At 68.6% G+C, this 24580-nt stretch carries 27 protein-coding genes and 1 tRNA gene; 15 read left to right on the top strand and 13 right to left on the bottom strand.

Annotated features, from left to right (window positions below; all coding sequences use genetic code 11):
- Nucleotide 1: 1 nt before the first annotated feature.
- Complete coding sequence (locus tag BLP73_RS00865; RefSeq protein WP_090740023.1) at nucleotides 2-736, bottom strand: response regulator; 735 nt, start codon at nucleotides 734-736, stop codon at nucleotides 2-4.
- A gap of 129 nt (nucleotides 737-865) precedes the next feature.
- On the opposite strand from BLP73_RS00865, the gene mce reads away from it, so the two are divergent.
- Nucleotides 866-1270: a methylmalonyl-CoA epimerase gene (mce, locus tag BLP73_RS00870; protein WP_090739634.1), complete on the top strand. Its 405-nt coding sequence runs from the start codon at nucleotides 866-868 to the stop codon at nucleotides 1268-1270.
- Nucleotides 1270-1539, top strand: a complete 270-nt coding sequence (locus BLP73_RS00875; RefSeq protein ID WP_090739635.1) for a DUF1467 family protein — start codon at nucleotides 1270-1272, stop codon at nucleotides 1537-1539. Before mce ends, BLP73_RS00875 begins: the two co-directional genes overlap by 1 nt.
- On the opposite strand, the gene BLP73_RS00880 is transcribed toward BLP73_RS00875, so the two are convergent.
- From BLP73_RS00880 to BLP73_RS00890, 3 genes are read right to left on the bottom strand one after another with little or no spacing between them, the layout of a single operon-like run.
- Nucleotides 1496-2212 (bottom strand): EI24 domain-containing protein, encoded by a 717-nt coding sequence (locus BLP73_RS00880; protein ID WP_245686486.1) that lies wholly within the window; start codon nucleotides 2210-2212, stop codon nucleotides 1496-1498. The two genes, BLP73_RS00875 and BLP73_RS00880, sit on opposite strands and share 44 nt — an antisense overlap.
- Nucleotides 2209-2784, bottom strand: coding sequence for a nitroreductase family protein (locus tag BLP73_RS00885; protein ID WP_090739636.1), 576 nt, complete (start codon nucleotides 2782-2784; stop codon nucleotides 2209-2211). The genes BLP73_RS00880 and BLP73_RS00885 overlap by 4 nt, the downstream gene beginning before the upstream one ends.
- Nucleotides 2784-3041: a hypothetical protein gene (locus tag BLP73_RS00890; RefSeq protein WP_090739637.1), complete on the bottom strand. Its 258-nt coding sequence runs from the start codon at nucleotides 3039-3041 to the stop codon at nucleotides 2784-2786. The genes BLP73_RS00885 and BLP73_RS00890 overlap by 1 nt, the downstream gene beginning before the upstream one ends.
- A 149-nt stretch (nucleotides 3042-3190) precedes the next feature.
- Between BLP73_RS00890 and BLP73_RS00895 the strand changes: the two genes are divergently transcribed.
- Together BLP73_RS00895 and BLP73_RS00900 are read left to right on the top strand one after the other, a co-directional pair.
- Nucleotides 3191-3958, top strand: a complete 768-nt coding sequence (locus BLP73_RS00895) for a M48 family metallopeptidase (RefSeq protein WP_281179903.1) — start codon at nucleotides 3191-3193, stop codon at nucleotides 3956-3958.
- A gap of 195 nt (nucleotides 3959-4153) precedes the next feature.
- Complete coding sequence (locus tag BLP73_RS00900; RefSeq protein WP_090739639.1) at nucleotides 4154-4519, top strand: hypothetical protein; 366 nt, start codon at nucleotides 4154-4156, stop codon at nucleotides 4517-4519.
- Between the two features lie 16 nt (nucleotides 4520-4535).
- Here BLP73_RS00900 and ilvN read toward each other — a convergent pair whose 3' ends face one another.
- From ilvN to BLP73_RS00915, 3 genes are all read right to left on the bottom strand, one after another.
- Nucleotides 4536-5096 (bottom strand): acetolactate synthase small subunit, encoded by a 561-nt coding sequence (ilvN, locus tag BLP73_RS00905; RefSeq protein ID WP_090739640.1) that lies wholly within the window; start codon nucleotides 5094-5096, stop codon nucleotides 4536-4538.
- Nucleotides 5097-5164: 68 nt separating this feature from the next.
- Entirely contained in the window at nucleotides 5165-6919 is a 1755-nt protein-coding gene (locus tag BLP73_RS00910; protein WP_090739641.1) for an acetolactate synthase 3 large subunit, read from the bottom strand.
- A 153-nt stretch (nucleotides 6920-7072) separates the two neighbouring features.
- Entirely contained in the window at nucleotides 7073-7912 is an 840-nt protein-coding gene (locus BLP73_RS00915; protein WP_090740026.1) for an arginyltransferase, read from the bottom strand.
- Between the two features lie 202 nt (nucleotides 7913-8114).
- Here BLP73_RS00915 and BLP73_RS00920 point away from each other — a divergent pair, with 202 nt between their 5' ends.
- A complete protein-coding gene (locus tag BLP73_RS00920) occupies nucleotides 8115-10916 on the top strand; it encodes a [protein-PII] uridylyltransferase family protein (protein ID WP_090740028.1) in 2802 nt (933 codons plus the stop codon).
- A gap of 16 nt (nucleotides 10917-10932) precedes the next feature.
- Here the strand turns inward: BLP73_RS00920 and BLP73_RS00925 are convergent, their stop codons facing one another.
- Together BLP73_RS00925 and carA are read right to left on the bottom strand one after the other, a co-directional pair.
- Nucleotides 10933-13062, bottom strand: a complete 2130-nt coding sequence (locus tag BLP73_RS00925; protein WP_090739642.1) for a glycosyltransferase — start codon at nucleotides 13060-13062, stop codon at nucleotides 10933-10935.
- 109 nt (nucleotides 13063-13171) lie between these two features.
- The gene (carA, locus tag BLP73_RS00930) at nucleotides 13172-14320 is read right to left on the bottom strand and encodes a glutamine-hydrolyzing carbamoyl-phosphate synthase small subunit (protein WP_090739643.1); all 1149 of its coding nucleotides are present in this window, start codon (nucleotides 14318-14320) and stop codon (nucleotides 13172-13174) included.
- A 157-nt stretch (nucleotides 14321-14477) separates the two neighbouring features.
- Here carA and BLP73_RS00935 point away from each other — a divergent pair, with 157 nt between their 5' ends.
- Together BLP73_RS00935 and BLP73_RS00940 are read left to right on the top strand one after the other, a co-directional pair.
- Complete coding sequence (locus tag BLP73_RS00935; RefSeq protein ID WP_090739644.1) at nucleotides 14478-14939, top strand: GatB/YqeY domain-containing protein; 462 nt, start codon at nucleotides 14478-14480, stop codon at nucleotides 14937-14939.
- A gap of 42 nt (nucleotides 14940-14981) precedes the next feature.
- A complete protein-coding gene (locus BLP73_RS00940) occupies nucleotides 14982-15164 on the top strand; it encodes a DUF3008 family protein (protein ID WP_090739645.1) in 183 nt (60 codons plus the stop codon).
- A 3-nt stretch (nucleotides 15165-15167) separates the two neighbouring features.
- Here BLP73_RS00940 and BLP73_RS00945 read toward each other — a convergent pair whose 3' ends face one another.
- The 4 genes from BLP73_RS00945 to lipB all read right to left on the bottom strand — a co-directional run bounded on the left by BLP73_RS00945 (nucleotide 15168) and on the right by lipB (nucleotide 18803).
- Nucleotides 15168-15617: a DUF2244 domain-containing protein gene (locus tag BLP73_RS00945; protein ID WP_342672076.1), complete on the bottom strand. Its 450-nt coding sequence runs from the start codon at nucleotides 15615-15617 to the stop codon at nucleotides 15168-15170.
- 61 nt (nucleotides 15618-15678) lie between these two features.
- On the bottom strand, nucleotides 15679-17355 hold the full coding sequence (locus tag BLP73_RS00950; RefSeq protein WP_090739647.1) for a cytochrome c oxidase subunit I: 1677 nt from the start codon (nucleotides 17353-17355) through the stop codon (nucleotides 15679-15681).
- 199 nt (nucleotides 17356-17554) lie between these two features.
- Nucleotides 17555-18043 (bottom strand): c-type cytochrome, encoded by a 489-nt coding sequence (locus tag BLP73_RS00955; protein ID WP_090739648.1) that lies wholly within the window; start codon nucleotides 18041-18043, stop codon nucleotides 17555-17557.
- A gap of 115 nt (nucleotides 18044-18158) precedes the next feature.
- On the bottom strand, nucleotides 18159-18803 hold the full coding sequence (gene lipB, locus BLP73_RS00960; RefSeq protein WP_090739649.1) for a lipoyl(octanoyl) transferase LipB: 645 nt from the start codon (nucleotides 18801-18803) through the stop codon (nucleotides 18159-18161).
- 117 nt (nucleotides 18804-18920) lie between these two features.
- On the opposite strand from lipB, the gene BLP73_RS00965 reads away from it, so the two are divergent.
- The 8 genes from BLP73_RS00965 (at nucleotide 18921) to nuoF (ending at nucleotide 24527) form a co-directional block, all read left to right on the top strand.
- Nucleotides 18921-19007: transfer RNA gene (locus BLP73_RS00965), tRNA-Leu, on the top strand.
- Between the two features lie 320 nt (nucleotides 19008-19327).
- Complete coding sequence (locus tag BLP73_RS00970) at nucleotides 19328-19651, top strand: NADH-quinone oxidoreductase subunit A (RefSeq protein WP_425415680.1); 324 nt, start codon at nucleotides 19328-19330, stop codon at nucleotides 19649-19651.
- Nucleotides 19642-20175, top strand: a complete 534-nt coding sequence (locus BLP73_RS00975) for a NuoB/complex I 20 kDa subunit family protein (RefSeq protein WP_090739651.1) — start codon at nucleotides 19642-19644, stop codon at nucleotides 20173-20175. The genes BLP73_RS00970 and BLP73_RS00975 overlap by 10 nt, the downstream gene beginning before the upstream one ends.
- Before the next feature lie 2 nt (nucleotides 20176-20177).
- Nucleotides 20178-20795, top strand: a complete 618-nt coding sequence (locus BLP73_RS00980; protein ID WP_425415677.1) for an NADH-quinone oxidoreductase subunit C — start codon at nucleotides 20178-20180, stop codon at nucleotides 20793-20795.
- Nucleotides 20796-20799: 4 nt separating this feature from the next.
- Entirely contained in the window at nucleotides 20800-22041 is a 1242-nt protein-coding gene (locus tag BLP73_RS00985) for an NADH-quinone oxidoreductase subunit D (protein WP_090739653.1), read from the top strand.
- A complete protein-coding gene (nuoE, locus tag BLP73_RS00990) occupies nucleotides 22041-22961 on the top strand; it encodes an NADH-quinone oxidoreductase subunit NuoE (protein ID WP_090739654.1) in 921 nt (306 codons plus the stop codon). The genes BLP73_RS00985 and nuoE overlap by 1 nt, the downstream gene beginning before the upstream one ends.
- Nucleotides 22962-22991: 30 nt before the next feature.
- Nucleotides 22992-23204, top strand: a complete 213-nt coding sequence (locus BLP73_RS00995; RefSeq protein WP_090739655.1) for a DUF5337 family protein — start codon at nucleotides 22992-22994, stop codon at nucleotides 23202-23204.
- Nucleotides 23205-23231: 27 nt separating this feature from the next.
- Nucleotides 23232-24527: an NADH-quinone oxidoreductase subunit NuoF gene (nuoF, locus tag BLP73_RS01000; protein ID WP_090739656.1), complete on the top strand. Its 1296-nt coding sequence runs from the start codon at nucleotides 23232-23234 to the stop codon at nucleotides 24525-24527.
- Nucleotides 24528-24580 lie beyond the last annotated feature (53 nt).

The following is a 24580-nucleotide window of genomic DNA, read 5'->3' on the forward strand; positions in this document are numbered from 1 at the left end:
CCTACATCTCGGCCACGCGGGCGAGGCGGTCATGCACCATGCCGCTGAGCCGCGCGAGGTCGGTCGCCAGCGCGTTTCCTGCCTGATGATCGCGGGCGAGGGCGCTTGCAGCCTCTTCCAGCGCCGGATCATGGGCCGAGTGGGCGACTCCCGCCAGGAAGCGCGCGATGTAGTCGATGGCCGAAGTATCCTCGGCGCTGGCCAGGATCTCGGCCACATGGGCCAGGTCGTCGCGCAGGCCCGACTGGTCGGGCTGGATCATGTCGTCGGGCAGGATGCGCGGGCCGAACCCCGTCTGCTCGACCGGCAGGGCCGAGAGGATCGCCTGCTGGAAGGCCGCCAGACTCTCGATCGGCTTGGCTAGGAAACCGTCCGCCCCGGCCGCCAGCGCCGCCCCGGCGGCATCGGGATCGCCCGAGATGCCGAGGATCACAGGCACGCGGGGCTGGGTCTCGTGCATCTTTCGGATCAGGCCGGCGCCGTCGCCGTCGGGCAGGCCCAGATCGACGATCACCACCGCCGGCCGGTAGGTCTGCAGGTGCCGCGCCGCCGAGCGCAGGCAGTCGGCGCGGCGAATGCGCGCACCCGAGCGCAGGCAGAGCAGGCGCACCGCCTCGGACGCGAAGCGCGAGTCCTCGACCACCAGCACCGTCAGGCCAGTCAGGGGGCGGCGCGGCATGGACAAGCGCCACATCGGCAAGGGCTTATCGGCCTGGCTCTGCGTCTGCGTCAACATCTTCACACCCTCGTTCATCCGCTTTCCCGCAGTAGAGCCCCGAATCGCTAACGGCAGGTTAACCGAAGCGGTTTTCCTTTCGCCGGCCGCGCAAAGCGCGTAAAAAGCCGCCGTCGATGGAGGGCGCAGATGATCGGACGGTTGAACCACGTGGCCATCGCAGTCCCGGACCTCGCGGCTGCGGCGGCTCAGTATCGCGGCACGCTCGGCGCCACGGTGCGCGATCCGCAGGACGAGCCGGACCACGGCGTCACGGTGGTCTTCATCGAGCTGCCGAACACCAAGATCGAGCTTTTGCACCCTCTGGGACCGGACAGCCCGATCCGCAGCTTCCTGGACAAGAACCCCTCCGGGGGCATCCATCACATCTGTTACGAGGTCGAGGACATCCTTGCGGCGCGTGACAGGCTGAAGGCCGATGGCGCGCGCGTGCTGGGCACGGGCGAGCCGAAGATCGGCGCCCATGGCAAGCCGGTGCTGTTCCTGCATCCCAAGGACTTCAACGGCTGCCTCGTCGAATTGGAGCAAGTCTGATGAACCTGACCGGTGGAATCGTCCTCTTCGCCTCGCTGTGGTTCCTGACGCTGTTCGTGGTCATGCCGATCGGCCAGCGCAGCCAGGCCGATGCGGGCGAGGTCGTTCTGGGCACGCACGAGGGCGCGCCGGCGGGCGTTCCGTGGCGGCGCAAGCTGGCGCTGACGACGGCGATCACGGCGCTGATGTGGGCGGCGATCGCCTATGTGATCTTCAGCGGCACGATCACCCGCGCGGATATCGCGAATCTCGACCAGCTGATCCGCTGACGATCTGGAAGAGATGCGTGAAGGCCGCGGCCGCCAGCAGCGGCAGCGCGATGTTGACGATCGGGATCGTCAGCCCGATCGCCACCAGCACGCCCGTCGCCAGCACCTTGCCGGAATGGGCGCGCCGCAGATCATGCGCGCCGGCCTCGGAAAGGTGGCGGCGCGCGGCCATCTGGAAGAACTCGCGCCCCAGCAGCCAGCCGTTCAGCCCGTAGAACAGCACCGGCGCGAAGGGTCCGAGGAACGGCGTCAGCACCAGCGAGAGCAGCGCCACGCCCAGCACCGCCAGCACCACCGCGGCCGATTCGAGCAGCCCGTCGAAGAAGTCCAGCGAGGCGCCCAAGCGGTCCGGGTAGTGGATGCGCTCGACCGCCTCGGCGACGTTTTCCGCGAAAAGACCGGCAAATCCGGCCGCGACCGGCGCCATCAGAAAGATGCTCAGCAGCGGGAAGAGGGCCAGCGAGCCCCAGGACAGAAGGGCGCCGAACTCGAGCTGGCCGAGCCAGGGCAGCGTGAGCCCGCCCGGCACCCACAGGCGCAGGAGCCAGAAGATCCCTGCCTGAAGCGCCGCGAAGAGCAGCAGCGTCAAGCCGACCCCCAGCAGCACGAGGCGCAGGACCTGCGGCCGCAGAAGGTCCTGCCAGCCCAGCAGCAGCGCGCGCAGCGGCGTCACGGCTGAAGCCAGGTGGTCTTGGCCGCGATGTCGGGGCGGGGGCGGTCGGGCGGCGCCGCCGTGCTGCTGCCGATATGGATCAGCCCGGCCATCATCTCGCCGTGTCCAAGGCCCAGATGCGCCTCGGCGAAGTCGCGGTTTGTCGCAGCGAAGCCGGTCAGCCAGCAGGCCCCCCAGCCCTCGGCCAGCGCCGCGTTCACGAGGCTGAGGCAGACGGCGCCGGTCGAGAGCTGCTGCTCCCAGAGCGGGATCTTCGCACTTTCGACAGGCGTGTGGATCACGGCCACCACGACCGGCGAGGCCAAAGCCGAGGCCGCCTTGTCGGCCGCCGCCTGGTCCTGGCCGTCGCGGAGGACCGCCGCATGCAGCAGCGGCGCCAGCCGGTCCAGCGCCGCCCGCTCCAGCACCACGAATCGCCACGGCTCCAGCTTGCCGTGATCGGGCACACGGGCGGCCAGCGTCAAAAGCCGCAGGAGCGATTCGCGGTCCGGTCCGGGCGCAGCGAGCAGCTTCGGCGGATGCGAGCGGCGGGCGGCGAGGAAGGCGAGGGCGGCGTCGTTCGCGGTGGGCATCACAGGCCCTTTCCGTCGCGCTGCTCGAGGCGATAGTTCCCCTCGGGCAGGTTCAGCGCCAGCCGCAGCTCGGTCAGCTGGTGCATGGTGAAGACGACCCGGACCACCTCGTCGCCCTCGGGGCTCATCTGCTCGACCACGACGCGGTCGTCGAAGGACAGGATCACCACGTCCTCGTTCAGCGGACGCGTGTTCGGCTCGGCCTCGTCGATGAGGGTGATGACCGTGGCGTCGAAATCGTGTTCGATGGTGAACATCGGGCTCTCCTCTTACTGGAGCCGACAATTGCGTGATCCGCCCCCGGGGGCAAGCCGCCGGGGTTTGCGCGGCGCGTTCCCGCAGGATAGGATATTTGCCAAAAGCAGGGAACGAGGCGGGCGCCATGATCTTGAAACGCGGACGGTTTATGGCGGCGCTCACCGCGGGACTGCTGGCGCTGGCGGCCTGTGCGCCGCTGCCGATGGACATGCCGCCGGCCGCACCGCCCGTGAACGCGCCCGTCACCGCGCCGGCCGGCCCGATCCGCGGCCTACCGCCCCCGTCGGCCCCCCATGCCGGCACGCCCGACGCCGCCGCCCGGACCTTCGTGCAGGTCATGCGCCGGATGGAGCCCGCCGTGCGCGAGGAATGCTTCGCCCGCCGCACGCGCCCGATCAGTTGCGACTTCACCTTCGTGGTGGACGACCGCCCGGGGCTCGAACCCAACGCCTTCCAGACCGTCGACCGCAACGGCCGGCCCATCGTCGGCTTCACCCTGTCGCTCATCGCCCAGACCCGCAACGCGGACGAGATCGCCTTCGTCGTCGGCCACGAAGCCGCGCACCACATCCTGAACCACCTCGACCGCCGCTCGGGCGCGGCGACGGCGGCGGCGGTGGTGCTGGGCAGCATCGCGACGGCCTATGGCGGGGATACCGCCGCGGTCGAGCGGGCGCAGCAGGTCGGCGCCTCGGTCGGCTCGCGCTACTACTCGCGGGACTGGGAGCTGGAAGCTGACTATCTCGGCTCGATCATCACGCTCAATGCGGGGTTCGATCCGGTCAACGGCGCCCGCCTCTTCGAGCGAATCCCCGATCCCGGGAACCACATCCTCGGCACCCATCCCTCGCGCGGGCAGCGGATCGCGCAGGTCGCTCGCGCTGTGGGAGACGTGCAGGCCGGGCGCACCCGCTGAGCGCGCAAATCGTCTGCACTACTTGAGGATGAGTGCGGCGCAGCAACCGCAGGGTGAAAGAATCTCAACAAGAAGTTAAATTAAAGCTTCCATATCGGCGGATTTCTGCTTTAGTTCGCTCGAGTTCTGGTTGAATGGACTTTCAGGTTGACACTACCGGCGGTTGTTAGAGCCGATTGACAGGAAGGGGCGCCGATGATCGGGGTGGTCGTTTGGGCGAGTGAGATTCGCGAGAAGGCGATCATCTGGTGCGAGGACCAGGCGACGTTGGCCTACCTGCAGGGTCGGGAGAACCTGTCCAGTGCAGAGGCCTCCTGGCCGCGCCCCGGCGATCTCGTCGAGCTCGAGACCGAAACGCTCGGCAGCCTGCGCCACGCGCGCGGCGTCACCCTGATCTCGGAACAGTGCTGCCCCGACCTGCCGCGCCTTCTGGCCGACGCCAAGCCCACCGCCGCAGCCGAGCCGACGCACCTGCGCGTCGTCAGCAGCACGGACATCCGCCCGGCGCCTGCCGCCGACGAAGCGGCCTGCGCGTTCCCCCGCATCGGCGCGGCCGGCTAAGGCCGCGCGCCGCGGCTCAGGCGCCGCGTGCCAAGGCCGCCACCCCGGTCCGCGCCAGGTCGTTCAACCCGAGCGGCCGCATCAGGTCGGCGAAGGCGTCCAGCTTGCTCGACGTCCCCACCAGCTCGAAGACGAAGCTTTCCAGCGTCGAGTCGACCACGTTGGCCCGGAAGATCTCGGCGATCCGCAGCGCCTCGACGCGCTTCTCGCCCTGTCCCCGCACCTTGAAAAGACCCAGCTCCCGCTCGACCGACGGCCCCTCGACCGTCAGGTCATGGACCTCGTGCACCGGCACGATCCGCCCCAGCTGCGCCTTGATCTGCTCGATGACCGACGGCGTGCCGCGCGTCACCACGGTGATGCGCGAGCGGTGGCCCGTGTGATCCACCTCGGCCACGGTCAGGCTGTCGATGTTGTATCCGCGCCCAGAGAAGAGGCCGATCACGCGCGCCAGCACGCCCGGCTCGTTCTCGACCATGATCGCCAGCGTGTGGCTCTCCTCGATCTGCGAATTCGGATCGCGCAGGTCATAGGCCGAATGGCTCGACATGCCCTTCTGGATGTTCAATGCGTTCATCGCCGCGCCTTTATCTTCTTTGCTGAAATATCCCGGGGGGTCCGGGGGGCTGGCCCCCCGGCGTGCTGTCAGACGAGCACCGCGCCCTCGGACTCGATCACGCCCTGCGTCACCGCCTCGCCCAGCAGCATCTCGTTATGCGGCTTGCCCGAGGGGATCATGGGGAAGCAGTTCTCGTGCTTCTCGACCAGCACGTCCAGGATGAACGGGCCGTCATAGTCGAGCATCTGCTGGATCGCGTCGTCCAGGTCCTTGGGATCGCGCACCTGCGCGCCCTTGCAGCCGAAGGCCTCGGCCAGCTTGACGAAATCGGGCAGGCTGTCCGACCAGCTCTGGCTGTACCGCTCGCCATGCAGCAGCTGCTGCCACTGGCGCACCATGCCGAGACGCTCGTTGTTCAGGATGAACTGCTTGACCGGCAGGCGGAACTGCACAGCCGTGCCCATCTCCTGCATGTTCATCAGCCAGCTCGCATCGCCCGCGACGTTGATCACCAGCGCGTCGGGATGCGCCATCTGCACCCCGATCGAGGCCGGCAGCCCGTAGCCCATCGTCCCAAGCCCGCCCGAGGTCATCCAGCGGTTCGGTCCCTCGAACCCGAGATATTGCGCGGCCCACATCTGGTGCTGGCCGACCTCGGTCGTGATGTAGCGGTCGTGGTTCTTGGTCAGCGCCTCCAGCCGCTCCATCGCGTATTGCGGCTTGATGATCTTGTCGCTGTTCTTGTAGCCGAGGCAGTCCTTCGCCTTCCACTCGCCGATTTGGCGCCACCAGGCGGCCAGCCCCTCGCGGTTGACCTTGCGGCCGCGGGACTTCCAGACCTTCAGCATGTCCTCCAGCACATGCGCGACATCGCCCACGATGGGAATGTCCACCCGCACGACCTTGTTGATCGAGGAGGGGTCGATGTCGATATGCGCCTTCACCGAGCCGGGGCTGAAATCGGCGATGCGGCCGGTGATCCGGTCGTCGAAGCGGGCGCCTACGTTGATCATCAGGTCGCAGCCATGCATGGCGAGGTTCGACTCGTAGGTGCCGTGCATCCCCAGCATCCCCAGCCAGCCCTTGCCCGAAGCCGGGTAGGCGCCCAGCCCCATCAGCGTCGAGGTGACGGGAAAGCCCGTTCCGTCCGCCAGTTCGCGCAGCAGCTGGCTGGCAGCGGGGCCCGAGTTGATGACGCCGCCGCCGGTGTAGAAGATCGGCCGCTCGGCCTGCTCGATCAGCTCGACGAGGCGCGTGATCGCGGCCAAATCGCCCTTCTTGACGGGCTGGTAGGTCGGCACCTCGATCTGCTTCGGCCCGACATAGGCGTCGGTCGCGAACTGCACGTCCTTCGGGATGTCGACCAGCACCGGCCCCGGACGGCCCGACGTGGCGACGTGGAAGGCCTTGTGGATCGTCTCGGACAGCTTGCTCGTCTCCTTCACCAGCCAGTTGTGCTTGGTGCAGGGGCGGGTGATGCCGACCGTGTCGGCCTCCTGGAAGCCGTCCGTGCCGATCATGAAGGTCGGCACCTGGCCCGACAGCACGACCAGCGGGATCGAGTCGAGCAGCGCATCGGTCAACCCCGTGACCGCGTTCGTGGCGCCCGGGCCCGAGGTCACCAGCACGACGCCGGGCTTGCCGGTGGCGCGGGCATAGCCCTCGGCCATGTGGACTGCGCCCTGTTCGTGGCGGACGAGGACATGGGTGATGTCGTTCTGCTGGAAGATCTCGTCATAGATCGGTAGCACCGCCCCGCCCGGATAGCCGAATACGGTATCGACGCCCTGATCGCGCAGCGCCTCGACCACCATTCTCGCACCCGTCATCATTCGGGACATGACTTTGCTCCATCACAAGATCAATCCGCCGCAGATGCGATGCACCCGCGGCGTCGGCGCAAACTATGCAGCCGCCCCGGCCGGGTCAATGGCCGCAGGTGGATAAAATGACGCGGGGCGGCCGAAGTTTGAAATTATCTTGCGCGGCCCGGTCTAGCGGTCGAACTGCGGCAGGGCGATCCGGGCGACCTGCTCGACGATGGGATCGACCGATAGCGGGTGCGCCTCGCTCGAGTGGTCGGCCGGGCTGCCGATGTCCTGCCAGGCGCCGTTCTTGTAGATCTCGAGCGCGTTGAACCGGGCCTTGTAGTCCATCTTGCGACTGCCCGGCACCCAGTAGCCCAGGTAGACATAGGGCAGGCCCGCCGCGCGCGCGATCTCGATATGGTCGAGGATGATGTAGCTGCCGAGGCTCATCGCCTGCAGGCCCGGATCGTAGAAGCTGTAGACGAGGCTGAGGCCGTCATCCAGCACGTCGGTCAGGCAGACGGCGGCCAGCCGGTCGTCGCCCGGCGCGATCCGGCCCGGCTCGCCCGCGGCGCAGCGGTACTCGATGACCCGCGTCTTGACCGGCGTCTCCTCGATCATGGCGGCGAATTCGAAGATGTCCATGTCGGCCATCCCGCCATCGGCATGCCGGCTGTCCAGGTAGTGGCGGAAGAGATCGAACTGCTCCTCGGTCGCCCAGGCACTGGTCGCCAGCCGCCGCAGCGCGCCGCTGCGCGCGGCCACGCGGCGCTGCGTGCGCGAGGGCTGGAAATCCGCCACCCGGATGCGCGCGGACATGCAGGCCACGCAGCTCTCGCAGCTGGGCCGGTAGAGCACGTTCTGCGAGCGGCGGAAGCCCTGGCGCGACAGGGCATTGTTCAGCTCGGCCGCGTTCTCGCCCTGAAGGGCGGTGAACAGCTTGCGCTCGGCCCGGCCATGCAGATAGGGGCAGGGCTGGGGCGCGGTGACGTAGAACTGCGGGGCATGGGGCAGCGTGTGGCGCATCAGCTCCACCCGGTCGGCAAATCGATGATCTGATACTCGCTCATGCGGGACTGCGCGCCGGTTCGCCTGCCTGTTCTCGGACGGAGCCTAACAACGAATTCCTGACGGGCCAAGAAGGGAAAGGGTTAATGCGACGATCCATGCGGAATCCGGCCGTGGCAGGCCATTGACGGGCCACGGCCCCGGCCGCATTCTCCGCCGCATGAGCTTTGCCGACCGCATCACGCGCCTGCCCCTGCCGATCGATCCGGCCCGCGGGCGTGACGCCGCCGACCTCTTTTCCGACCTGCCGCCGCGCCTGCGCGAGCTGATCGCGGGCGCCGCCGGCAGCAGCCCCTACCTCGCCGACCTGATCCGGAAGGAGGCCGCGTGGCTCCCCTCCGGGCTGGACCGGGACGATGTCGTCGCGGACGAGACGCAGGGCCTCGAGACGCTGGCCCCCGCGGATCTGGACATCGCGCTGCGCCGGGCGAAGCGGCGCGTGGCGCTGCTGGCGGCGCTGGCCGATCTGGGCGGCGTCTGGCCGCTGGAGCGGGTGACGGGGGCGCTGTCGGACCTTGCGGACCGGGCGGTGGACCTTGCCCTGCGCGCCCATGTCGCGGCCGAGGCGCGGCGCGGCAAACTGCCCCCGACGGATGCCGATGCGGGCGGCATCTTCGCGCTGGCCATGGGCAAGGGCGGTGCGGGAGAGCTGAACTACAGTTCGGACATCGACCTCATCGTGCTCTTCGACGAGACCGCCTATGCCGAGGCCGACCAGATGGAGGCGCGCGCCGCGCTGATCCGCGCCACGCGCAAGATGGCCGCGACGCTCTCGGACGTCACCGCGCATGGCTATGTCTTCCGCACCGACCTGCGCCTGCGCCCGGACGCCGCGGTGACGCCGGTCTGCATCTCGGCCGCCGCCGCGCTGGCCTATTACGAGGCCGAGGGCCGCACATGGGAGCGTGCGGCCTTCATCAAGGCCCGCGCGGCCGCCGGCGACATCGCGGCCGGCCAGCGCTTCCTGCGCGAGCTGCGCCCCTTCATCTGGCGCAAGCATCTGGACTTCGCGGCGATCCAGGACGCCCACGACATGCGGCTGAGGATCCGCGACCACAAGGGCCTCGGCGGCCGGCTCGAGATCGCGGGCCACAACATGAAGCTCGGCCGCGGCGGCATCCGCGAGATCGAGTTCTTCACCCAGACCCGCCAGCTGATCGCGGGCGGGCGCGATCCCGACCTGCGGACCCGCGGCACCGCGCCGGGGCTGCGTGCGCTGGCCGCGAAGGGCTGGGTGCCGGGCGAGGTGGCCGAGGAGCTGATCGCCCATTACCGCGAGCACCGCGACATCGAGCACCGCATCCAGATGGTGAACGACGCGCAGACCCACAGCCTGCCGCGCGATCCGCAGGCGCTGGCCGGCATCGCGGCGCTGATGGGCGAGGCCGATCCCGAGGCGTGGTGCGCGCGCCTCAAGACCCGGCTCGAGCGGGTGCACGCGCTGACCGAGGATTTCTTCGCCCCCTGCGAGGCCGCGGCCGCCATGCCCGACCTGTCCGAGGAGTCGCAGGCGATCGTGGCGCGCTGGCAGGACTATCCCGCCCTGCGCTCGGACCGGGCGCGGCAGATCTTCCGCCGGATCGAGCCGCAGCTTCTCGCGCGCATGGCCGAGGCCGGGCATCCCGCCGAGGCGCTGGCCCGCTTCGACAGCTTCCTCGCGGGTCTGCCGGCCGGGGTCCAGGTCTTCTCGCTCTTCGAGGCGAACCCGCAGCTGATCGAGCTGATCGTGGACATCTGCGGCACCGCGCCGGGCCTTGCAGCCTACCTGGCGCGCCACCCCTCGGTCCTCGAGGCGGTGCTGGGCGGCAGCTTCTTCGCACCCTGGCCCGGAGCCGCCGGCCTTCGATCCGAGCTGGATCAGGCGCTCGCCGCGACCTTGCGCGGCCCGCAGGGCGGCTACGAGCGTGCGCTGGATGCGGCGCGGCGTTGGGCGCATGAATGGCAGTTCCGCATCGGCGTGCACCACCTGCGCGGCCTCATCGACGCGGACGAGGCGGGCGGTCAATATGCGGACCTCGCAGATGCCTGCGTCGCGGCGCTCGCCCCGGTGACGGCCGCGGACTTCGCCCTGCGGCACGGGCCGCCGCCGGGGCGGGGCGCCGTCGTCCTCGGGATGGGCTCGCTTGGCGCGCGGGTGCTGAACGCCGGCTCGGACCTCGACCTCATCGTCATCTACGACGCGGCCGGGGCCGAGGGGTCGGATGGGCCGCGCCCGCTCGGCGCACGGCCCTATTACGCGCGGCTGACGCAGGCGCTGATCACGGCCCTCTCGGCACCGACCGCCGAGGGGCGGCTTTACGAGGTGGACATGCGCCTGCGCCCCTCGGGGCGGCAGGGGCCGGTCGCGACCTCGATCCAGAGTTTCGAGAACTACCAGCGGACCGAGGCCTGGACTTGGGAGCATCTGGCCCTGACCCGCGCCCGCGTGGTGGCGGGCCTTGGCCCCGACGCCGAGGATCTGGGCCACGAGGTCGAGGCGCTGCGCCTTTCGGTGCTGCGCCAGGCCGGACCGGCGGCGCGGGTCATGCCCGACCTTGCCGAGATGCGGGCGCGGCTCTTTGCCGCCAAGCGGCCGGACGGCCGATGGGAGGCGAAGACAGGGCCGGGGCGACTGCAGGACATCGACCTTCTGGCGCAGTCCTGCGCGCTGCGGGCGGGCGATCCCGCGCGGGCGACGCTGGCGCAGCTGCGGGCCGGCCAGCGCGCCGGGCTTCTGACGCCCGAGGCGGCGGCGCGGCTTGCCTCGATCTGGCGCGGTTTCTGGCGCCTGCACGCCTCGGGGCGGCTTCTGACCGAGCGGGCGCTGGACATGGAGGCGCTCGGCCGGGGCGGGCAGAAGTTCCTGCTGCGCGAGACGGGGGCCGGCGATCTTGCCGCGCTCGGCGCGCAGCTCGATACCGAAATCCGCGAGGCCGAGGGCCTGATCGACGGTCTTCTGGCGCCCGCGCCAGCCGCGTCCTAGGCGGGCGCGGCCGGGCTCAGCCCGCGAGCTTGCGCAGGGGCTGCTCCTGCGGCGCAGCAGCGGGCGCTTCGGCGGCCGGCGCTTCGCGGGCGGGCGCGGGCCGGACGGCCTCCATGTTGGCGGCCCGCTCCTCGAGGCGGATGCCGCCGATCTGACCGACCAGCGGGATCGACACCATGCCCGGCACCAGCGGCGCATCGGCGGCCGCCGCCTCGGCCTCGACAAAGAGGCCGTGGGCCGTCTTGTCCCAGTAGAAGGGCTTGGTCACCACCTCGTAGATCGCCTTCCAGCCGGCGAGACAGCCGAGCGGGAAGTAGAAATGCAGGCTCGGCACCCAGGCCATCAGGTGGCGGTGCTTCGCGCCGCGGCATGCGCGCATGCCGACGAAGATCGACAGCGCCTCGGAGGCGACGAAGAGCCCGAAGAGCAGGGGGATCGCCCACCCGCCCCACATCCCCTCCAGCGGGCCGCGCAGCGGGTGCGGCAGGCCGAGCGTCAGCAGCCAGAAGCTCCAGAGGACGGGCGCCAGCAGGTATTGCGACAGCGCGCCCAGGAACTGGACCTGGAAGCCCCAGAAGCGGCGCGGCCCCAGCTCACGGTAAAGCTGCACCGGGTCGCGCATGTGCACGCCCCAGGTCATCGCATAGCCCTTGAGCCAGCGCGAGCGCTGCTTGACCCAGGGCAGGGCGCGGCAATTCGCCTCTTCGTCGGTGGTCGTCTCGAGGATCTCGGTGCGGTAGCCGCGGCGCGCGAGGCGCACGCCGAGATCGGCGTCCTCGGTGACGTTCCAGCTGTCCCATGCCCCGACCTCGTCCAGCATCGGGCGGCGGAAGAACAGCGTCGTGCCGCCGAGCGGGACGACGAGGCCGAGCCGCGCGACGCCCGGCAGCAGCACCCGGAACCAGGCCGCGTATTCGATGGTGAAGCAGCGGGCCAGCCAGTTGGTGCGCGGGTTGTAGAAGTCCAGCGCGCCCTGCAGGCAGGCGACGTCGGCCGGCGCGAAGTGGAAGCGGCGCGCGACCTTGTGCAGCTGGTCGGGATCGGGCCGGTCCTCGGCATCCCAGATGCCCACGATCTCGCCCCGGCAGAAGTTCAGCGCGTAGTTCAGCGCCCGCGGCTTGGTCTTGATCGGCCCGTCCGGCACGCGCACCACGCGGATCCAGAACGGCAGCTGCGCCCCCTCCAGCGCCTTGGAGGTGACGTGGTCGCTGTCCTCGATGACCAGCAGGATGTCGGTCAGCTCGCGCGGATATTCCAGCCGCGCGAGCCGCGCGACCAGCTTGCCGGCCACGTCGCTCTCCTCGAACAGCGGCACCATGACCGAGATGAGGGGCAGGGGCGCGTCCATCTCGGGCGCGGGCATGGCGCCTTGAGCGATGGCGGCGGCGACGGCGCCCTCATCGGCGCGGACGCGGCGGGCGGCGAGGAAGGACATGAGCTTCAGCCCGCTCTGCGTCAGCAGCGTCAGCACCGCCCAGGCCACCAGCAGGCCAGTGGTCAGCGCCGGCGCCAGCGCGGCCCCCAGGACCAGCAGTCCCAGCAGGGCGACGGCGATGCGGCTGGTGCGGACCTGGTTCTGGGTGCGGCAGCTCTCGGCCGCGGGAACGCGCGATTCCGCCTCGCGGATGAGGCGGGTCTTGCGGCTGTTCAGCACGCCCTCGGCCGCCTCGGTCTCGGTGCAGAGCAGCATGCGGACGGTGCCGAACTCGGCCGGAAGCTGCGGCAGAAGGGCGGTGAAGTCGTCCGGGCGCGCGGTCGCGATCCAGGTGACGCCGCCGATGCGGCGCCAGGGCAGGATGGCGTGGCGAAGGCAGAAGCCGGGGCCGGCCGCGTCGATCAGGCGCGGGTCGGCCGGGCTGCGGACCGGATCGACGGTCGTCGTGCGCCACTGGCGCGACAGCGCATGGGCCAGCGCCTCGGGGGTGACCCAGCCATTGCCCAGCAGGATCTGCCCGAGCCGCGCATTCTCGCGCCGCCGCATCACCGTGGCCTTCAGCAGGTTGCCCGGATCGACCGCGCCATCCTCGACGAGGATCTGGCCAAGCGGAAGCTGGCTGCGCGGCGCAAGCGTCGGACCGGCGACGACGACGCCGCCATCCTGCGGGTCGACCTTCGCCTCGCGGTCGGTCAGAGCGGCCTGTGCCATGAGCGGACTCCTTCTGGATCGGCTCGTGGTGGCACATCCATGCTTAACAGGAGGTTAAGCCGGCGACCCCCGCGGCGATGTTCCGCAGGGGTTCGTCATCGGTTCGCGTTTACGCCCTGCGCGTGCGCATCGAGGCCGCGAATCGCTCGAAGAGATAGAGGCTGTCCTGCGGCCCCGGCGCGGCCTCGGGGTGATACTGGACCGAGAAGACCGGACGGTTTTCCATGCGGATGCCGCAGTTGCTGCCATCGAAGAGGCTGACATGCGTCTCGAGAACGCCCTGCGGCAGGCTTTGGGAATCGACGGCGAAGCCGTGGTTCATCGAGGTGATCTCGACCTTGCCTGTCTCGACGTCGCGCACCGGGTGGTTCGCGCCGTGATGGCCGTGGCCCATCTTCACCGTCTTCGCGCCGAGCGCCAGCGCCAGCATCTGGTGGCCTAGGCAGATGCCGAAGATCGGCAGGTCCTTGTCCAGCAGTCCTTGGATCATCGGCACGGCATATTCGCCCGTGGCCGCCGGATCGCCAGGACCGTTCGAGAGGAACACGCCCTCGGGCTCGTGCGCCAGCACCTCCTCGGCGGTGGCGGTGGCGGGCAGGACCGTCACGTCGGCGCCGTGGGCCACCAGCGAGCGCAGGATGTTGCGCTTCGCGCCGTAGTCCAGCGCCACGACCTTGAAGGGCTTGCCCTCGGGCGCGGCGCCGAAGCCATTGCCCCATTCCCACGCGCCCTGATCCCACCGGTAGCTCTGCGCGCAGCTGACCGTCTTGGCCAGGTCGAGGCCGACGAGGCCCTTCCAGTCCCGCGCCTTCGCGATCATCGCGGGCAGATCGAAGTTCCCGTCGGGGTCATGGGCCAGGACCACATGGGGCGCGCCCTGCTGGCGGATCGCGCGGGTCAGGCGGCGGGTGTCCACGCCGCCCATGCCGATGCGCCCGCGCCGCGCCATCCAGCCCGCCAGATCGCCGGCCGCGCGCCAGTTCGACGGATCGGTCGGGTCCCACCTGACAACGATGCCGCTGGCGACCGGGTCGGGCGCCTCGTCATCCTCGGGCGTGATGCCGGTGTTGCCGATATGGGGGAAGGTGAAGGTGACGATCTGGCTGGCATAGGAGGGATCGGTCATGATCTCCTGGTAGCCGGTCATCGCGGTGTTGAAGACCAGCTCGGCCACCACCTCGCCGGGGGCGCCGAAGCCCTGGCCATAGAAGACGGTTCCGTCGGCTAGCGCCAGGCAGGCGGTCGGTTTCTTGGCCATCTCGGCACCTCTGGTCTGAAATCAGCCGGTGGATAGAGGGCGGGCCCCGCAAGGTCAACCCGCCGCAGGCCTGCACCGAGCGCCAGCTTGATCTGCGGGGCCGGGCAGACTACATCGGCGGGCCAACGATCCGCATCCGCCAGCCGGGAGAAGCCAGATGGAACTGCGAGCCAAGCTGCAAGCTGCCACCAAGGAGGCGATGAAGTCCAAGGACAGCGCGCGCCTCTCGACGCTGCGCCTGATCTCGGCCGCGATGAAGGACCGCGAGATCGCCGCGCGCGCCGGGGACGGCGACGGCACCCTTACCGAGGCCGACCTGGTGCTGATCCTGTCGCGGATGGTCAAGCAGCGCCAAGAATCGGCGCGCGCCTACGAGGAGGGCGGGCGGCTGGAGCTGGCGGGCAAGGAAGAGGACGAGATCCGGATCATCCAGGAATTCCTGCCGCGCCAGATGGACGCGGACGAGACCGAGGCCGCGATCGCGCAGGCCATCACGGATCTCGAGGCGACCGGGCTGCGCGACATGGGCCGGGTGATGGGCGCGCTCAAGGACCGGCATGCCGGGCAGATGGACTTCGGCGCCGTCGGCCCGCTGGTCAAGGCGCGGCTGATGGGCTGAACCTAGGGCCGCCGCGCCGCGTTCAGCGGCAGGAGGTGGCCCATGCCCGCATCATCGAAAGCCCAGCAACGCGCGGCCGGCGCGGCCCTCTCGGCCAAGCGCGGCGAGACGAAGGTCAAGGACCTGAAGGGCGCGTCCAAGGACATGTACAAGAGCATGTCCGAGGAGGCGCTGGACCACATGGCCTCGACCAAGCGCAAGGGCCTGCCCGAGAAGAAGGACTGAGGCTCAGCCCCTGACCGTCCCGAGCGTGCGCGTCAGCTCCTCGCAGAGCGTGCGCCGCTCGTCGGGGGTCAGGAAGGCGCCCAGCTCGATCTCGCGCTGGCCATCGGTCACGGTGAGATAGGCCTCGACCGGGCCTTTCCTGAGGGCTGCGCGGACCCAGTAGCTGTTCGTCTGCCATTCGCGCATGGGGCGGCCGGGATCGAAGCGGCGCACCGTCAGCAGGCGGCGGTCGAGCCGCAGCTCCTCCAGCGCCTCGCCGCTCTCGTAGGTTTTCTGGATCGCGAACCAGACGCCGGCCACGGCCAAGGCGGCGAAGGGCAGGACCCCCCACATCACGGCCGTTCCCAGCACCGCCAGCAGCGGCAGCAGCAGCAGCGCCGCCGTCACGCCGATGAACCAGGCGAAGCCGCGCCGGGGCAGCGAGCGGTGCGGCCAGATCCTCAGCTCATGCAAAACGGCCCCGGACTGATCCGGGGCCGCATTCGTTGTCCACTGGTAAGGCATCAGCCGTCCCTTAATGCGCCGGGCTGCGATCCCAGTCCTCGCGCTTGGGCAGCTGCTCGAACGTGTGCTCGGGCGGGGGCGAGGGCAGGGTCCATTCCAGCGTGTCGGCGTATTCGTTCCAGTAGTTGTTCTGGGTGACGCGCTTGCCGGCGAACAGGGTGTAGAAGACGATCCCGATGAAGAACAGGAACGAGGCGAAGGACAGATAGGCGCCCCACGAGCTGATCGCGTTCCAGAAGGCGTATTCCACCGGATAATCGATGTAGCGGCGCGGCATGCCCTGGCGGCCCAGGAAGTGCTGCGGGAAGAAGGTCAGGTTCGCACCGATGAACATCATCCAGAAGTGCAGCTTGCCCGCCCATTCCGGGTACTGCCGGCCCGACATCTTGCCGATCCAGTAGTAGACCCCGGCGAAGATCGCGAAGACCGCGCCGAGCGACATCACGTAGTGGAAGTGCGCCACGACGTAGTAGGTGTCGTGATAGACGCGGTCCAGCGGCGCCTGGCTCAGCACGACGCCGGTGACGCCGCCCACGGTGAACAGGAACAGGAAGCCGAAGGCCCAGAGCATCGGCGTCTTGAACTCGACCGAGCCGCCCCACATCGTCGCGATCCACGAGAAGACCTTGATGCCCGTGGGCACGGCGATCGTCATGGTGGCCAGCATGAAGTAGGCCTGCTGGGTCAGCGACATCCCGACCGTGTACATGTGGTGCGCCCACACGACGAAGCCCAGGATCCCGATGGCGGCCATGGCGAGGACCATCGGAAGGTAGCCGAAGATCGGCTTCTTCGAGAAGGTCGCGATGACGTGGCTGATGATGCCGAAGCCGGGGAGGATGATGATGTACACCTCCGGGTGGCCGAAGAACCACAGGATGTGCTGGTAGAGCACGGGATCGCCGCCGCCGGCCGGGTTGAAGAAGTTGGTGCCGAAGTTGCGGTCCATCAGCAGCATGGTGATGGCGCCGGCCAGGACGGGCAGGGCCAGCAGGATCAGCCAGGCGGTGATGAAGACCGACCAGGCGAACAGCGGCACCTTGAACAGCGTCATGCCGGGGGCGCGCATGTTCAGGAAGGTGGTGATGATGTTGATCGCGCCGACGATCGAGCTGGCACCCGAGACGTGGACCGCGAAGATCGCGAGGTCCATCGAGTAGCCGCCCTCGTTGGTGGACAGCGGCGGGTAGAGCACCCAGCCCACGCCCGAGCCCAGCTGCTGGTTGCCGCCCGGCGACAGCAGCGAGGCGACGCCCAGCAGCAGGCCCACGACATAGAGCCAGTAGCTGAGGTTGTTCATGCGCGGGAAGCTCATGTCCGGCGCGCCGATCTGCAGCGGCATGAAGTAGTTGCCGAAACCGCCGAACAAAGCCGGGATCACGACGAAGAACATCATGAGCACGCCGTGATAGGTGATCAGGACGTTCCACAGATGCCCGTTCGGGGTGCATTCGCGAGTCGCGTCGGCAAAGAGCCGCGCGCCTTCCATGCACATGTACTGCACGCCCGGCTCATGCAGCTCGAGGCGCATGTAGATCGTGAAGGCGACCGCGATGAAACCCGCGATGCCGGACGTGAAAAGATAAAGGATGCCAATATCTTTGTGATTGGTGGACATGAACCAGCGGGTGAAGAACCCGCGTTGGTCATGATGGTCGTCGTGGCCGTGTGCGGCTGCGTCTGCCATACCCGAACTCCCTCAAGATTCCGTCAGGGCCGGCCTGACGGACCGGCATCATCACGCGTTCTTTAGACCAGCGACACCGACCGGGCAATGCGTCACGATGGTCTGGATGGAGAACGCCCCCGCAGGATAGTGCCCTGCCGGGGGCGCTGATGATCTTTCTGCTGCGGCAGCTTGCCGCAGCGCCGTGATGGCCGTGCCGTTACTGCGCGGGAGCCGCCTCGCCCTCGGCCGCCTCGCCGGCTTCCGCGGCGCCGCCGGGGGTGTAGTCGGGCGAGACGCTGGCGAGGTAGGCGGCGACGTCCTCCTGCCCGCGGTTCAGCTTGAAGGTCATCTTCGAGCGGGCCGACGCGTCGCCCGACTTCTCGCGCACCCAGGCCGTCGGGTCGGTCACGTAGGCGACCATCTCCTCTTCGGTCCAGGTGAAGTCCGGGTTCGCCTCGCGCGCGGCCAGCAGGCCCTCGCCGTAGCGGAAGCCCTCCTCATGCGCGATGGGCGCGCCCATGATGTTCCACAGGTTCGGGCCGGTGGCGCCGCCGCGGACGATGTCGGTGCCGTCGGCGTCCTGGATCATGTGGCAGGCGCGGCATTTGCGGAATTCCGATTCGCCCGCTGCCACGTCCCCGGACTGCGCGGCGGCGGGAACGGCTAGGGTCGCGCCCAGAAGGGCGCCGGTGATGAAGGCTTTCATGTGTTTACCTCGCTAGACCTTGTCAGGCGGTCTTTCCCGCCACGGACTATAAACGCGGCAGATGCCGTTTCCAGCCACCGAAAGGTCGCACGGATGCAAATGTGATGAAGCGGCCTCAGCCGAAGGCGGCCGGGAAGGTCTGCCGCAGCGCGAGGTCCAGATCGTCCATCGTCACCGGCAGCCCCAGATCCACCAGGCTGGTCACGCCATGCCCGCTGATGCCGCAGGGGACGATGCCGCCGTAATGCGCGAGGTCCGGCTCGACATTGATCGAGATGCCGTGGAAGCTGACCCACCGGCGCAGCTTGATCCCGATGGCGGCGATCTTGTCCTCGCGCATGGACCCGTCGGGCAGGGGCGGCTTGTCGGGGCGGGCGACCCAGACCCCGACGCGGCCCTCGCGGATCTCGCCGCGGATGCCGAACTCCGCGAGGGCGGCGATGACCCAGCTCTCGAGCCGGGTGACGAAGGCGCGCACGTCCCGGCCGCGCCGGTTGAGGTCCAGCATGACATAGACGATGCGCTGGCCGGGCCCGTGATAGGTGTATTGCCCGCCGCGCCCGGTCGGGATGACGGGAAAGCGCGCGTCCAGCAGGTCCGCCGCGCGGGCGCTCGTTCCGGCGGTATAAAGCGGCGGATGCTCGAGCAGCCACAGCGCCTCGTCCGCGCGCCCCTCGTGGATGGCCGCGACGCGATCCTCCATGAAGGCCACGGCCTCCTCGTGGCTGACAAGCCCGCGGCTGTTGATCCATTCCACCATGCGCCGCATCTGTCCCGCCGCGCCGGCCGCGTCAATGGCGAAGCGCGCGCGCTTTTTTCCGCAGACCCCCCTTTCCAAGCCCCGCGCGCTCGGCTATCAGGCCGGAACTGCCCGGATGCGGTCGTGGCGGAATTGGTAGACGCGCAGCGTTGAGGTCGCTGTTCCTTAACCGGAGTGGAAGTTCGAGTCTTCTCGACCGCACCATCACCTTCCCTTAAATCGGAAAGATCGCGGCGCCATGCCGCAGCGTCGGCGCCCCGTGCGGGGTTGATGCAGCGCCCGGACGGGCCCATCTTTCGCCGAGTGACGCAGCCGCCGTGCAACCTGTGGTTCAGCCGGCCATCGTCGCCATTTGCATCAAATCGCCGGGCGTTCTGCGGCCCGCGCCCGTTGACCCGGCGCCGTGCCGGGTCTAAACGGCACTCAGCCAACCGTCGCGGGGGAGCCATCGATCCCCGCGACCGACAAGGGGATCATCGCCCGTGCAAAACCTGCTGCAGGACTATCTGCCCGTCCTCGTCTTCATGGGGATGGCGGCGGCGCTCGGCCTCATTCTGCTGTTCTCGGCCGTCGTCATCGCGGTCCGCAACCCGGACCCCGAGAAGGTCAGCGCCTATGAATGCGGCTTCAACGCCTTCGACGACGCGCGGATGAAGTTCGACGTGCGCTTCTACCTGGTCTCGATCCTGTTCATCATCTTCGATCTGGAAGTGGCCTTCCTGTTCCCTTGGGCGGTCAGCCTGTCGGGCATCAGCGACGTGGCCTTCTGGTCGATGATGGTCTTCCTGGGCGTCCTGACCGTCGGCTTTGCCTATGAATGGAAGAAAGGGGCGCTGGAATGGGCGTGATGACCGGAGCCAACACGGCCGGTCCCGACCGCGAGGTCGCGACGGCCAGCCTCAACCGCGAGCTGCAGGACAAGGGCTTCCTGCTGACCACGACCGAGGACATCATCAACTGGGCGCGAAACGGGTCCATGCACTGGATGACGTTCGGCCTGGCCTGCTGCGCCGTCGAGATGATGCACACCTCGATGCCGCGCTACGACGTGGAACGTTTCGGCACCGCCCCCCGCGCCTCGCCGCGCCAGTCCGACCTGATGATCGTGGCCGGCACGCTGACCAACAAGATGGCCCCCGCGCTGCGCAAGGTTTACGACCAGATGCCCGAGCCGCGCTACGTCATCAGCATGGGCAGCTGCGCGAACGGCGGCGGCTACTACCATTACAGCTATTCCGTGGTGCGCGGCTGCGACCGGATCGTGCCCGTGGACATCTACGTCCCCGGCTGCCCGCCGACGGCCGAGGCGCTGCTCTACGGCATCCTGCAACTTCAGCGCCGGATCCGGCGCACCGGCACGCTGGTGAGGTAATGATGATCGCCTATCCCGATCTCGACGCGCTGGACCAGCTGGGCGAGCACATCCGCGCCCGCCGCCCCGACACCGTCGCCGATGCCGCGGTCCGCAACGGCGATCTGACCATTACCGCGACCCAGAACGGCATCATCGACCTGATCGAGTTCCTGCGCAGCGACGGCTCGTGCCGCTTCTCGACGCTGGTCGACATTACGGCGGTGGACTACCCGGCCCGCGCGCAGCGCTTCGACGTCGTCTACCACCTGCTGTCGATGTACCAGAACCAGCGCATCCGGGTGAAGGTCGCCATCCGCGAGGACGAGATGATGCCCTCGCTGACCGGCATCTTCCCCTCGGCCAACTGGTTCGAGCGCGAGGTGTTCGACATGTTCGGCATCCTCTTCACCGGACACCCGGACATGCGCCGCATCCTGACCGATTACGGCTTCACGGGCCATCCGCTGCGCAAGGACTTTCCGACCACGGGCTATGTCGAGGTGCGCTACGACGAGGCCGAGAAGCGCGTGATCTACGAGCCGGTGAAGCTGGTGCAGGAATACCGCCAGTTCGACTTCCTCTCGCCGTGGGAAGGCGCGAAATACGTGCTGCCCGGCGACGAGAAGAGCAAGGGGTAAGGCCATGGACGGCGACATCCGCAAGAACCAGTACGACGACAGCTCGAGCGACATGGAGACGCAAGAGCAGTCGCTGCGGAACTTCAACATCAACTTCGGCCCCCAGCACCCGGCCGCGCATGGCGTGCTGCGGATGGTGCTGGAGCTGGACGGCGAGATCGTCGAGCGCGCGGACCCGCATATCGGCCTGCTGCATCGCGGCACCGAGAAGCTGATGGAAAGCCGCACCTACCTGCAGAACCTGCCCTATTTCGACCGGCTGGACTACGTCTCGCCGATGAACCAGGAACATGCCTGGTGCCTGGCCATCGAGCGCCTGACCGGCACGCCGGTCCCGCGCCGCGCCAGCCTGATCCGGGTGCTCTATTGCGAGATCGGGCGCATCCTGAACCACCTGCTGGGCCTGACGACCGGGGCGCTGGACATCGGCGCGCTGACCCCGCCGCTCTGGGGCTTCGAGGCGCGCGAGGATCTGATGATCTTCTACGAGCGTGCCTCGGGCGCGCGCCTGCACGCGGCCTATTTCCGGCCCGGTGGCGTTCACCAGGACCTGCCGCCCGACCTGATCGACGATCTTGAGGCATGGTGCGAGAAGTTCCCGCATCTGCTGGACGATCTGGACACGCTGCTGACCGAGAACCGGATCTTCAAGCAGCGCCTCGTCGGCATCGGCGTCGTGACCGAACAGGACGCGCTGGACTGGGGCTTCTCGGGCGTCATGGTGCGCGGTTCAGGCATGGCCTGGGACCTGCGCCGCAGCCAGCCCTACGAGTGCTACAACGAGTTCGACTTCAAGATCCCGGTCGGCACGAATGGCGACTGCTACGACCGCTTCCTCTGCCGGATGCAGGAGATGCGCGAGTCGACGCGGATCATGCAGCAGGCGATCGCGAAACTCCGCGAGCCGGCGGGGCAGGGCGACATCCTGGCGCGCGGGAAGATCACGCCGCCGACCCGCGGCGACATGAAGCGCGACATGGAAAGCCTGATCCACCACTTCAAGCTCTACACCGAAGGCTTCCGCGTCCCGGCCGGCGAGGTCTATGCCGCCGTCGAGGCGCCCAAGGGTGAGTTCGGCGTCTACCTGGTCAGCGACGGCACCAACAAGCCCTACCGCGCCAAGCTGCGCGCGCCGGGTTTCCTTCACCTGCAATCGATGGACTGGATGGCGAAAGGCCACCTGCTGGCCGACGTGCCGGCCCTCATCGCGACGCAGGACATCGTTTTTGGAGAGGTTGACCGCTGATGCTGCGCCGCCTTCACCCTGTCCAGCCGGACAGCTTCACCTTCACGCCCGCCAACCTGGCCTGGGCGCGCGCGCAGATGAGCAAGTATCCCGAGGGGCGCCAGCAATCCGCGATCATCCCGATCCTGTGGCGCGCGCAGGAGCAGGAGGGCTGGCTGTCCCGCCCGGCCATCGAATACTGCGCGGACCTTCTGGGCATGGCGCATATCAGGGCGCTGGAAGTCGCGACCTTCTACTTCATGTTCCAGCTTCAACCTGTTGGAAAGATTGCCAACATCCAGATCTGCGGGACCACGACCTGCATGATCTGCGGCGCCGAGGCGCTGATCGAGGTCTGCAAGCGCAAGATCGCGCCGACGCCGCACACCCTGTCGGCCGACGGCAAGTTCAGCTGGGAAGAGGTCGAGTGCCTCGGCGCCTGCGCGAACGCGCCGATGGCCCAGATCGGCAAGGACTATTACGAGGACCTGACGCCCGAGAGCCTCGAGGCGCTGATCGACCGCATGTCGGCCGGCGAGGTTCCGACCCCCGGCTCGCAGACGGGCCGCTTCGCCTCCGAGCCGGCGGCGGGGCTGACTAGCCTTGCCGAGCAGAAGGGCCAGCAGGAGCGCAATGCCAGCGTGACCCTGGCGGCCGAGCTGGGCGAGACGCTGAAGCGCATCGACGGGACCGAGGTGCCGATCCTCACGAAGTGGGTGCGCCAGCAGCCGAAGGCGGCCGCCGACGACCGCTCGGGCGAGAACACGGTGGACGAGTCCGATCCGCATCCCTCCGAGAACCGCCCGGTCGACAGCACCGGCGTGACGAAGCAGGAAGCGCCGGCCAGCTCGGCCGCGCGTCCGGTCTCGGCCCGCGAGCCGGCGGGGGCGCGCGCCGACGAGGACAAGACCGAGGTCCGCGGCGAGGGCGACAAGAAGTAGGGCCCCCCGGGCTTCAGGAGCGAGGGCAGGATGAACCGGCCGGTCGATCAGGATGCGAGGCAGATGCGGCTGGTGGCCATCGTCATCGCCGCGACCATGGTGATCTGGCTCTTGGTGCAGGCCCTGGGGGCAGAGTATCAATGGGCGGCGGAGTGGGCCTTTCTGGCCGACCTCGCCGCCCTTGCGGGATTTGTCTGGTCGCTTCTGGTGACCTGGCGTATCTGGCGGCGCAGGAATGCGTGACGCCGGTTTGAGAGGATCGAGGAACGGATGCTGAAAGATCAGGATCGCATTTTCACCAACCTCTACGGGATGGGTGACCGCAGCCTGAACGGCGCGAAGAAGCGCGGCCACTGGGACGGCACCGCCGAGATCCTCGCGCGCGGGCGCGACAAGATCGTCGAGCAGATGAAGGCCTCGGGCCTGCGCGGCCGGGGCGGGGCGGGCTTTCCGACCGGCCTGAAATGGTCCTTCATGCCCAAGGAAAGCGACGGCCGCCCGTCCTACCTGGTCATCAACGCCGACGAATCCGAGCCCGCGACCTGCAAGGACCGCGAGATCATGCGGCACGACCCGCATACCCTGATCGAGGGGGCGCTGATCGCCAGCTTCGCGATGGGCGCGCATGTCAGCTACATCTACCTGCGCGGAGAATACATCCGCGAGAAGGAGGCCCTGCAGGCCGCCATCGACGAATGCTACGACGCGGGGCTTCTGGGCGCGAACGCCGCCGGCTCGGGCTGGGATTTCGACCTTTACCTGCACCACGGCGCCGGCGCCTATATCTGCGGCGAGGAGACGGCGCTTCTGGAAAGCCTCGAGGGCAAGAAGGGCATGCCACGCATGAAGCCGCCCTTCCCGGCGGGCGCGGGCCTCTACGGCTGCCCGACCACGGTGAACAACGTCGAATCCATCGCGGTCGTCCCGACCATCCTGCGGCGCGGGCCGGAATGGTTCGCGGGCTTCGGCCGTCCCAACAATGCCGGCGTCAAGCTGTTCGGGCTGACCGGCCACCTCAACACGCCCTGCGTGGTCGAGGAAGCCATGTCGATCCCCATGAAGGAGCTGATCGAGAAGCATGGCGGCGGCGTGCGCGGCGGCTGGAAGAACCTCAAGGCGGTGATCCCCGGCGGCGCCTCGTGCCCGGTCCTGACGGCCGAGCAGTGCGAGGGTGCGATCATGGACTATGACGGGATGCGCGATCTGCGCTCGTCCTTCGGGACGGCCTGCATGATCGTGATGGACCAGGACACGGATGTCATCAAGGCGGTCTGGCGCCTGTCGAAGTTCTTCAAGCACGAGAGCTGCGGGCAGTGCACGCCCTGCCGCGAGGGCACGGGCTGGATGATGCGCGTCATGCACCGCCTCGTGACCGGCGAGGCCGAGGTCGAGGAGATCGACATGCTGCTGGACGTTACCAAGCAGGTCGAGGGCCACACGATCTGCGCGCTCGGCGACGCGGCGGCCTGGCCGATCCAGGGTCTCATCCGCAATTTCCGCGGCGAGATCGAAGACCGGCTGAAGGCCAAGAAAACCGGGCGGATGGGGGCGATGGCGGCGGAATGATCGCGGCGGCGGGACATCACGCGGCGCGCACGCGCTCGTGTCGGGCGAAAGCC

The sequence above is a fragment of the Paracoccus tibetensis genome, assembly GCF_900102505.1.
Lineage (GTDB): Bacteria > Pseudomonadota > Alphaproteobacteria > Rhodobacterales > Rhodobacteraceae > Paracoccus > Paracoccus tibetensis.

What these genes read in the sequence shown, in the direction of transcription:
- BLP73_RS00865 (WP_090740023.1), bottom strand. Translation starts at nt 736, where the DNA reads ATGTTGACGCAGACGCAGAGCCAGGCCGATAAGCCCTTGCCGATGTGG.
- mce (WP_090739634.1), top strand. Translation starts at nt 866, where the DNA reads ATGATCGGACGGTTGAACCACGTGGCCATCGCAGTCCCGGACCTCGCG.
- BLP73_RS00875 (WP_090739635.1), top strand. Translation starts at nt 1,270, where the DNA reads ATGAACCTGACCGGTGGAATCGTCCTCTTCGCCTCGCTGTGGTTCCTG.
- BLP73_RS00885 (WP_090739636.1), bottom strand. Translation starts at nt 2,784, where the DNA reads ATGCCCACCGCGAACGACGCCGCCCTCGCCTTCCTCGCCGCCCGCCGC.
- BLP73_RS00890 (WP_090739637.1), bottom strand. Translation starts at nt 3,041, where the DNA reads ATGTTCACCATCGAACACGATTTCGACGCCACGGTCATCACCCTCATC.
- BLP73_RS00895 (WP_281179903.1), top strand. Translation starts at nt 3,191, where the DNA reads ATGGCGGCGCTCACCGCGGGACTGCTGGCGCTGGCGGCCTGTGCGCCG.
- BLP73_RS00900 (WP_090739639.1), top strand. Translation starts at nt 4,154, where the DNA reads ATGATCGGGGTGGTCGTTTGGGCGAGTGAGATTCGCGAGAAGGCGATC.
- ilvN (WP_090739640.1), bottom strand. Translation starts at nt 5,096, where the DNA reads ATGAACGCATTGAACATCCAGAAGGGCATGTCGAGCCATTCGGCCTAT.
- BLP73_RS00910 (WP_090739641.1), bottom strand. Translation starts at nt 6,919, where the DNA reads ATGTCCCGAATGATGACGGGTGCGAGAATGGTGGTCGAGGCGCTGCGC.
- BLP73_RS00915 (WP_090740026.1), bottom strand. Translation starts at nt 7,912, where the DNA reads ATGCGCCACACGCTGCCCCATGCCCCGCAGTTCTACGTCACCGCGCCC.
- BLP73_RS00920 (WP_090740028.1), top strand. Translation starts at nt 8,115, where the DNA reads ATGAGCTTTGCCGACCGCATCACGCGCCTGCCCCTGCCGATCGATCCG.
- BLP73_RS00925 (WP_090739642.1), bottom strand. Translation starts at nt 13,062, where the DNA reads ATGGCACAGGCCGCTCTGACCGACCGCGAGGCGAAGGTCGACCCGCAG.
- carA (WP_090739643.1), bottom strand. Translation starts at nt 14,320, where the DNA reads ATGGCCAAGAAACCGACCGCCTGCCTGGCGCTAGCCGACGGAACCGTC.
- BLP73_RS00935 (WP_090739644.1), top strand. Translation starts at nt 14,478, where the DNA reads ATGGAACTGCGAGCCAAGCTGCAAGCTGCCACCAAGGAGGCGATGAAG.
- BLP73_RS00940 (WP_090739645.1), top strand. Translation starts at nt 14,982, where the DNA reads ATGCCCGCATCATCGAAAGCCCAGCAACGCGCGGCCGGCGCGGCCCTC.
- BLP73_RS00950 (WP_090739647.1), bottom strand. Translation starts at nt 17,355, where the DNA reads ATGGCAGACGCAGCCGCACACGGCCACGACGACCATCATGACCAACGC.
- BLP73_RS00955 (WP_090739648.1), bottom strand. Translation starts at nt 18,043, where the DNA reads ATGAAAGCCTTCATCACCGGCGCCCTTCTGGGCGCGACCCTAGCCGTT.
- lipB (WP_090739649.1), bottom strand. Translation starts at nt 18,803, where the DNA reads ATGGTGGAATGGATCAACAGCCGCGGGCTTGTCAGCCACGAGGAGGCC.
- BLP73_RS00970 (WP_425415680.1), top strand. Translation starts at nt 19,328, where the DNA reads ATGGGGATGGCGGCGGCGCTCGGCCTCATTCTGCTGTTCTCGGCCGTC.
- BLP73_RS00975 (WP_090739651.1), top strand. Translation starts at nt 19,642, where the DNA reads ATGGGCGTGATGACCGGAGCCAACACGGCCGGTCCCGACCGCGAGGTC.
- BLP73_RS00980 (WP_425415677.1), top strand. Translation starts at nt 20,178, where the DNA reads ATGATCGCCTATCCCGATCTCGACGCGCTGGACCAGCTGGGCGAGCAC.
- BLP73_RS00985 (WP_090739653.1), top strand. Translation starts at nt 20,800, where the DNA reads ATGGACGGCGACATCCGCAAGAACCAGTACGACGACAGCTCGAGCGAC.
- nuoE (WP_090739654.1), top strand. Translation starts at nt 22,041, where the DNA reads ATGCTGCGCCGCCTTCACCCTGTCCAGCCGGACAGCTTCACCTTCACG.
- BLP73_RS00995 (WP_090739655.1), top strand. Translation starts at nt 22,992, where the DNA reads ATGAACCGGCCGGTCGATCAGGATGCGAGGCAGATGCGGCTGGTGGCC.
- nuoF (WP_090739656.1), top strand. Translation starts at nt 23,232, where the DNA reads ATGCTGAAAGATCAGGATCGCATTTTCACCAACCTCTACGGGATGGGT.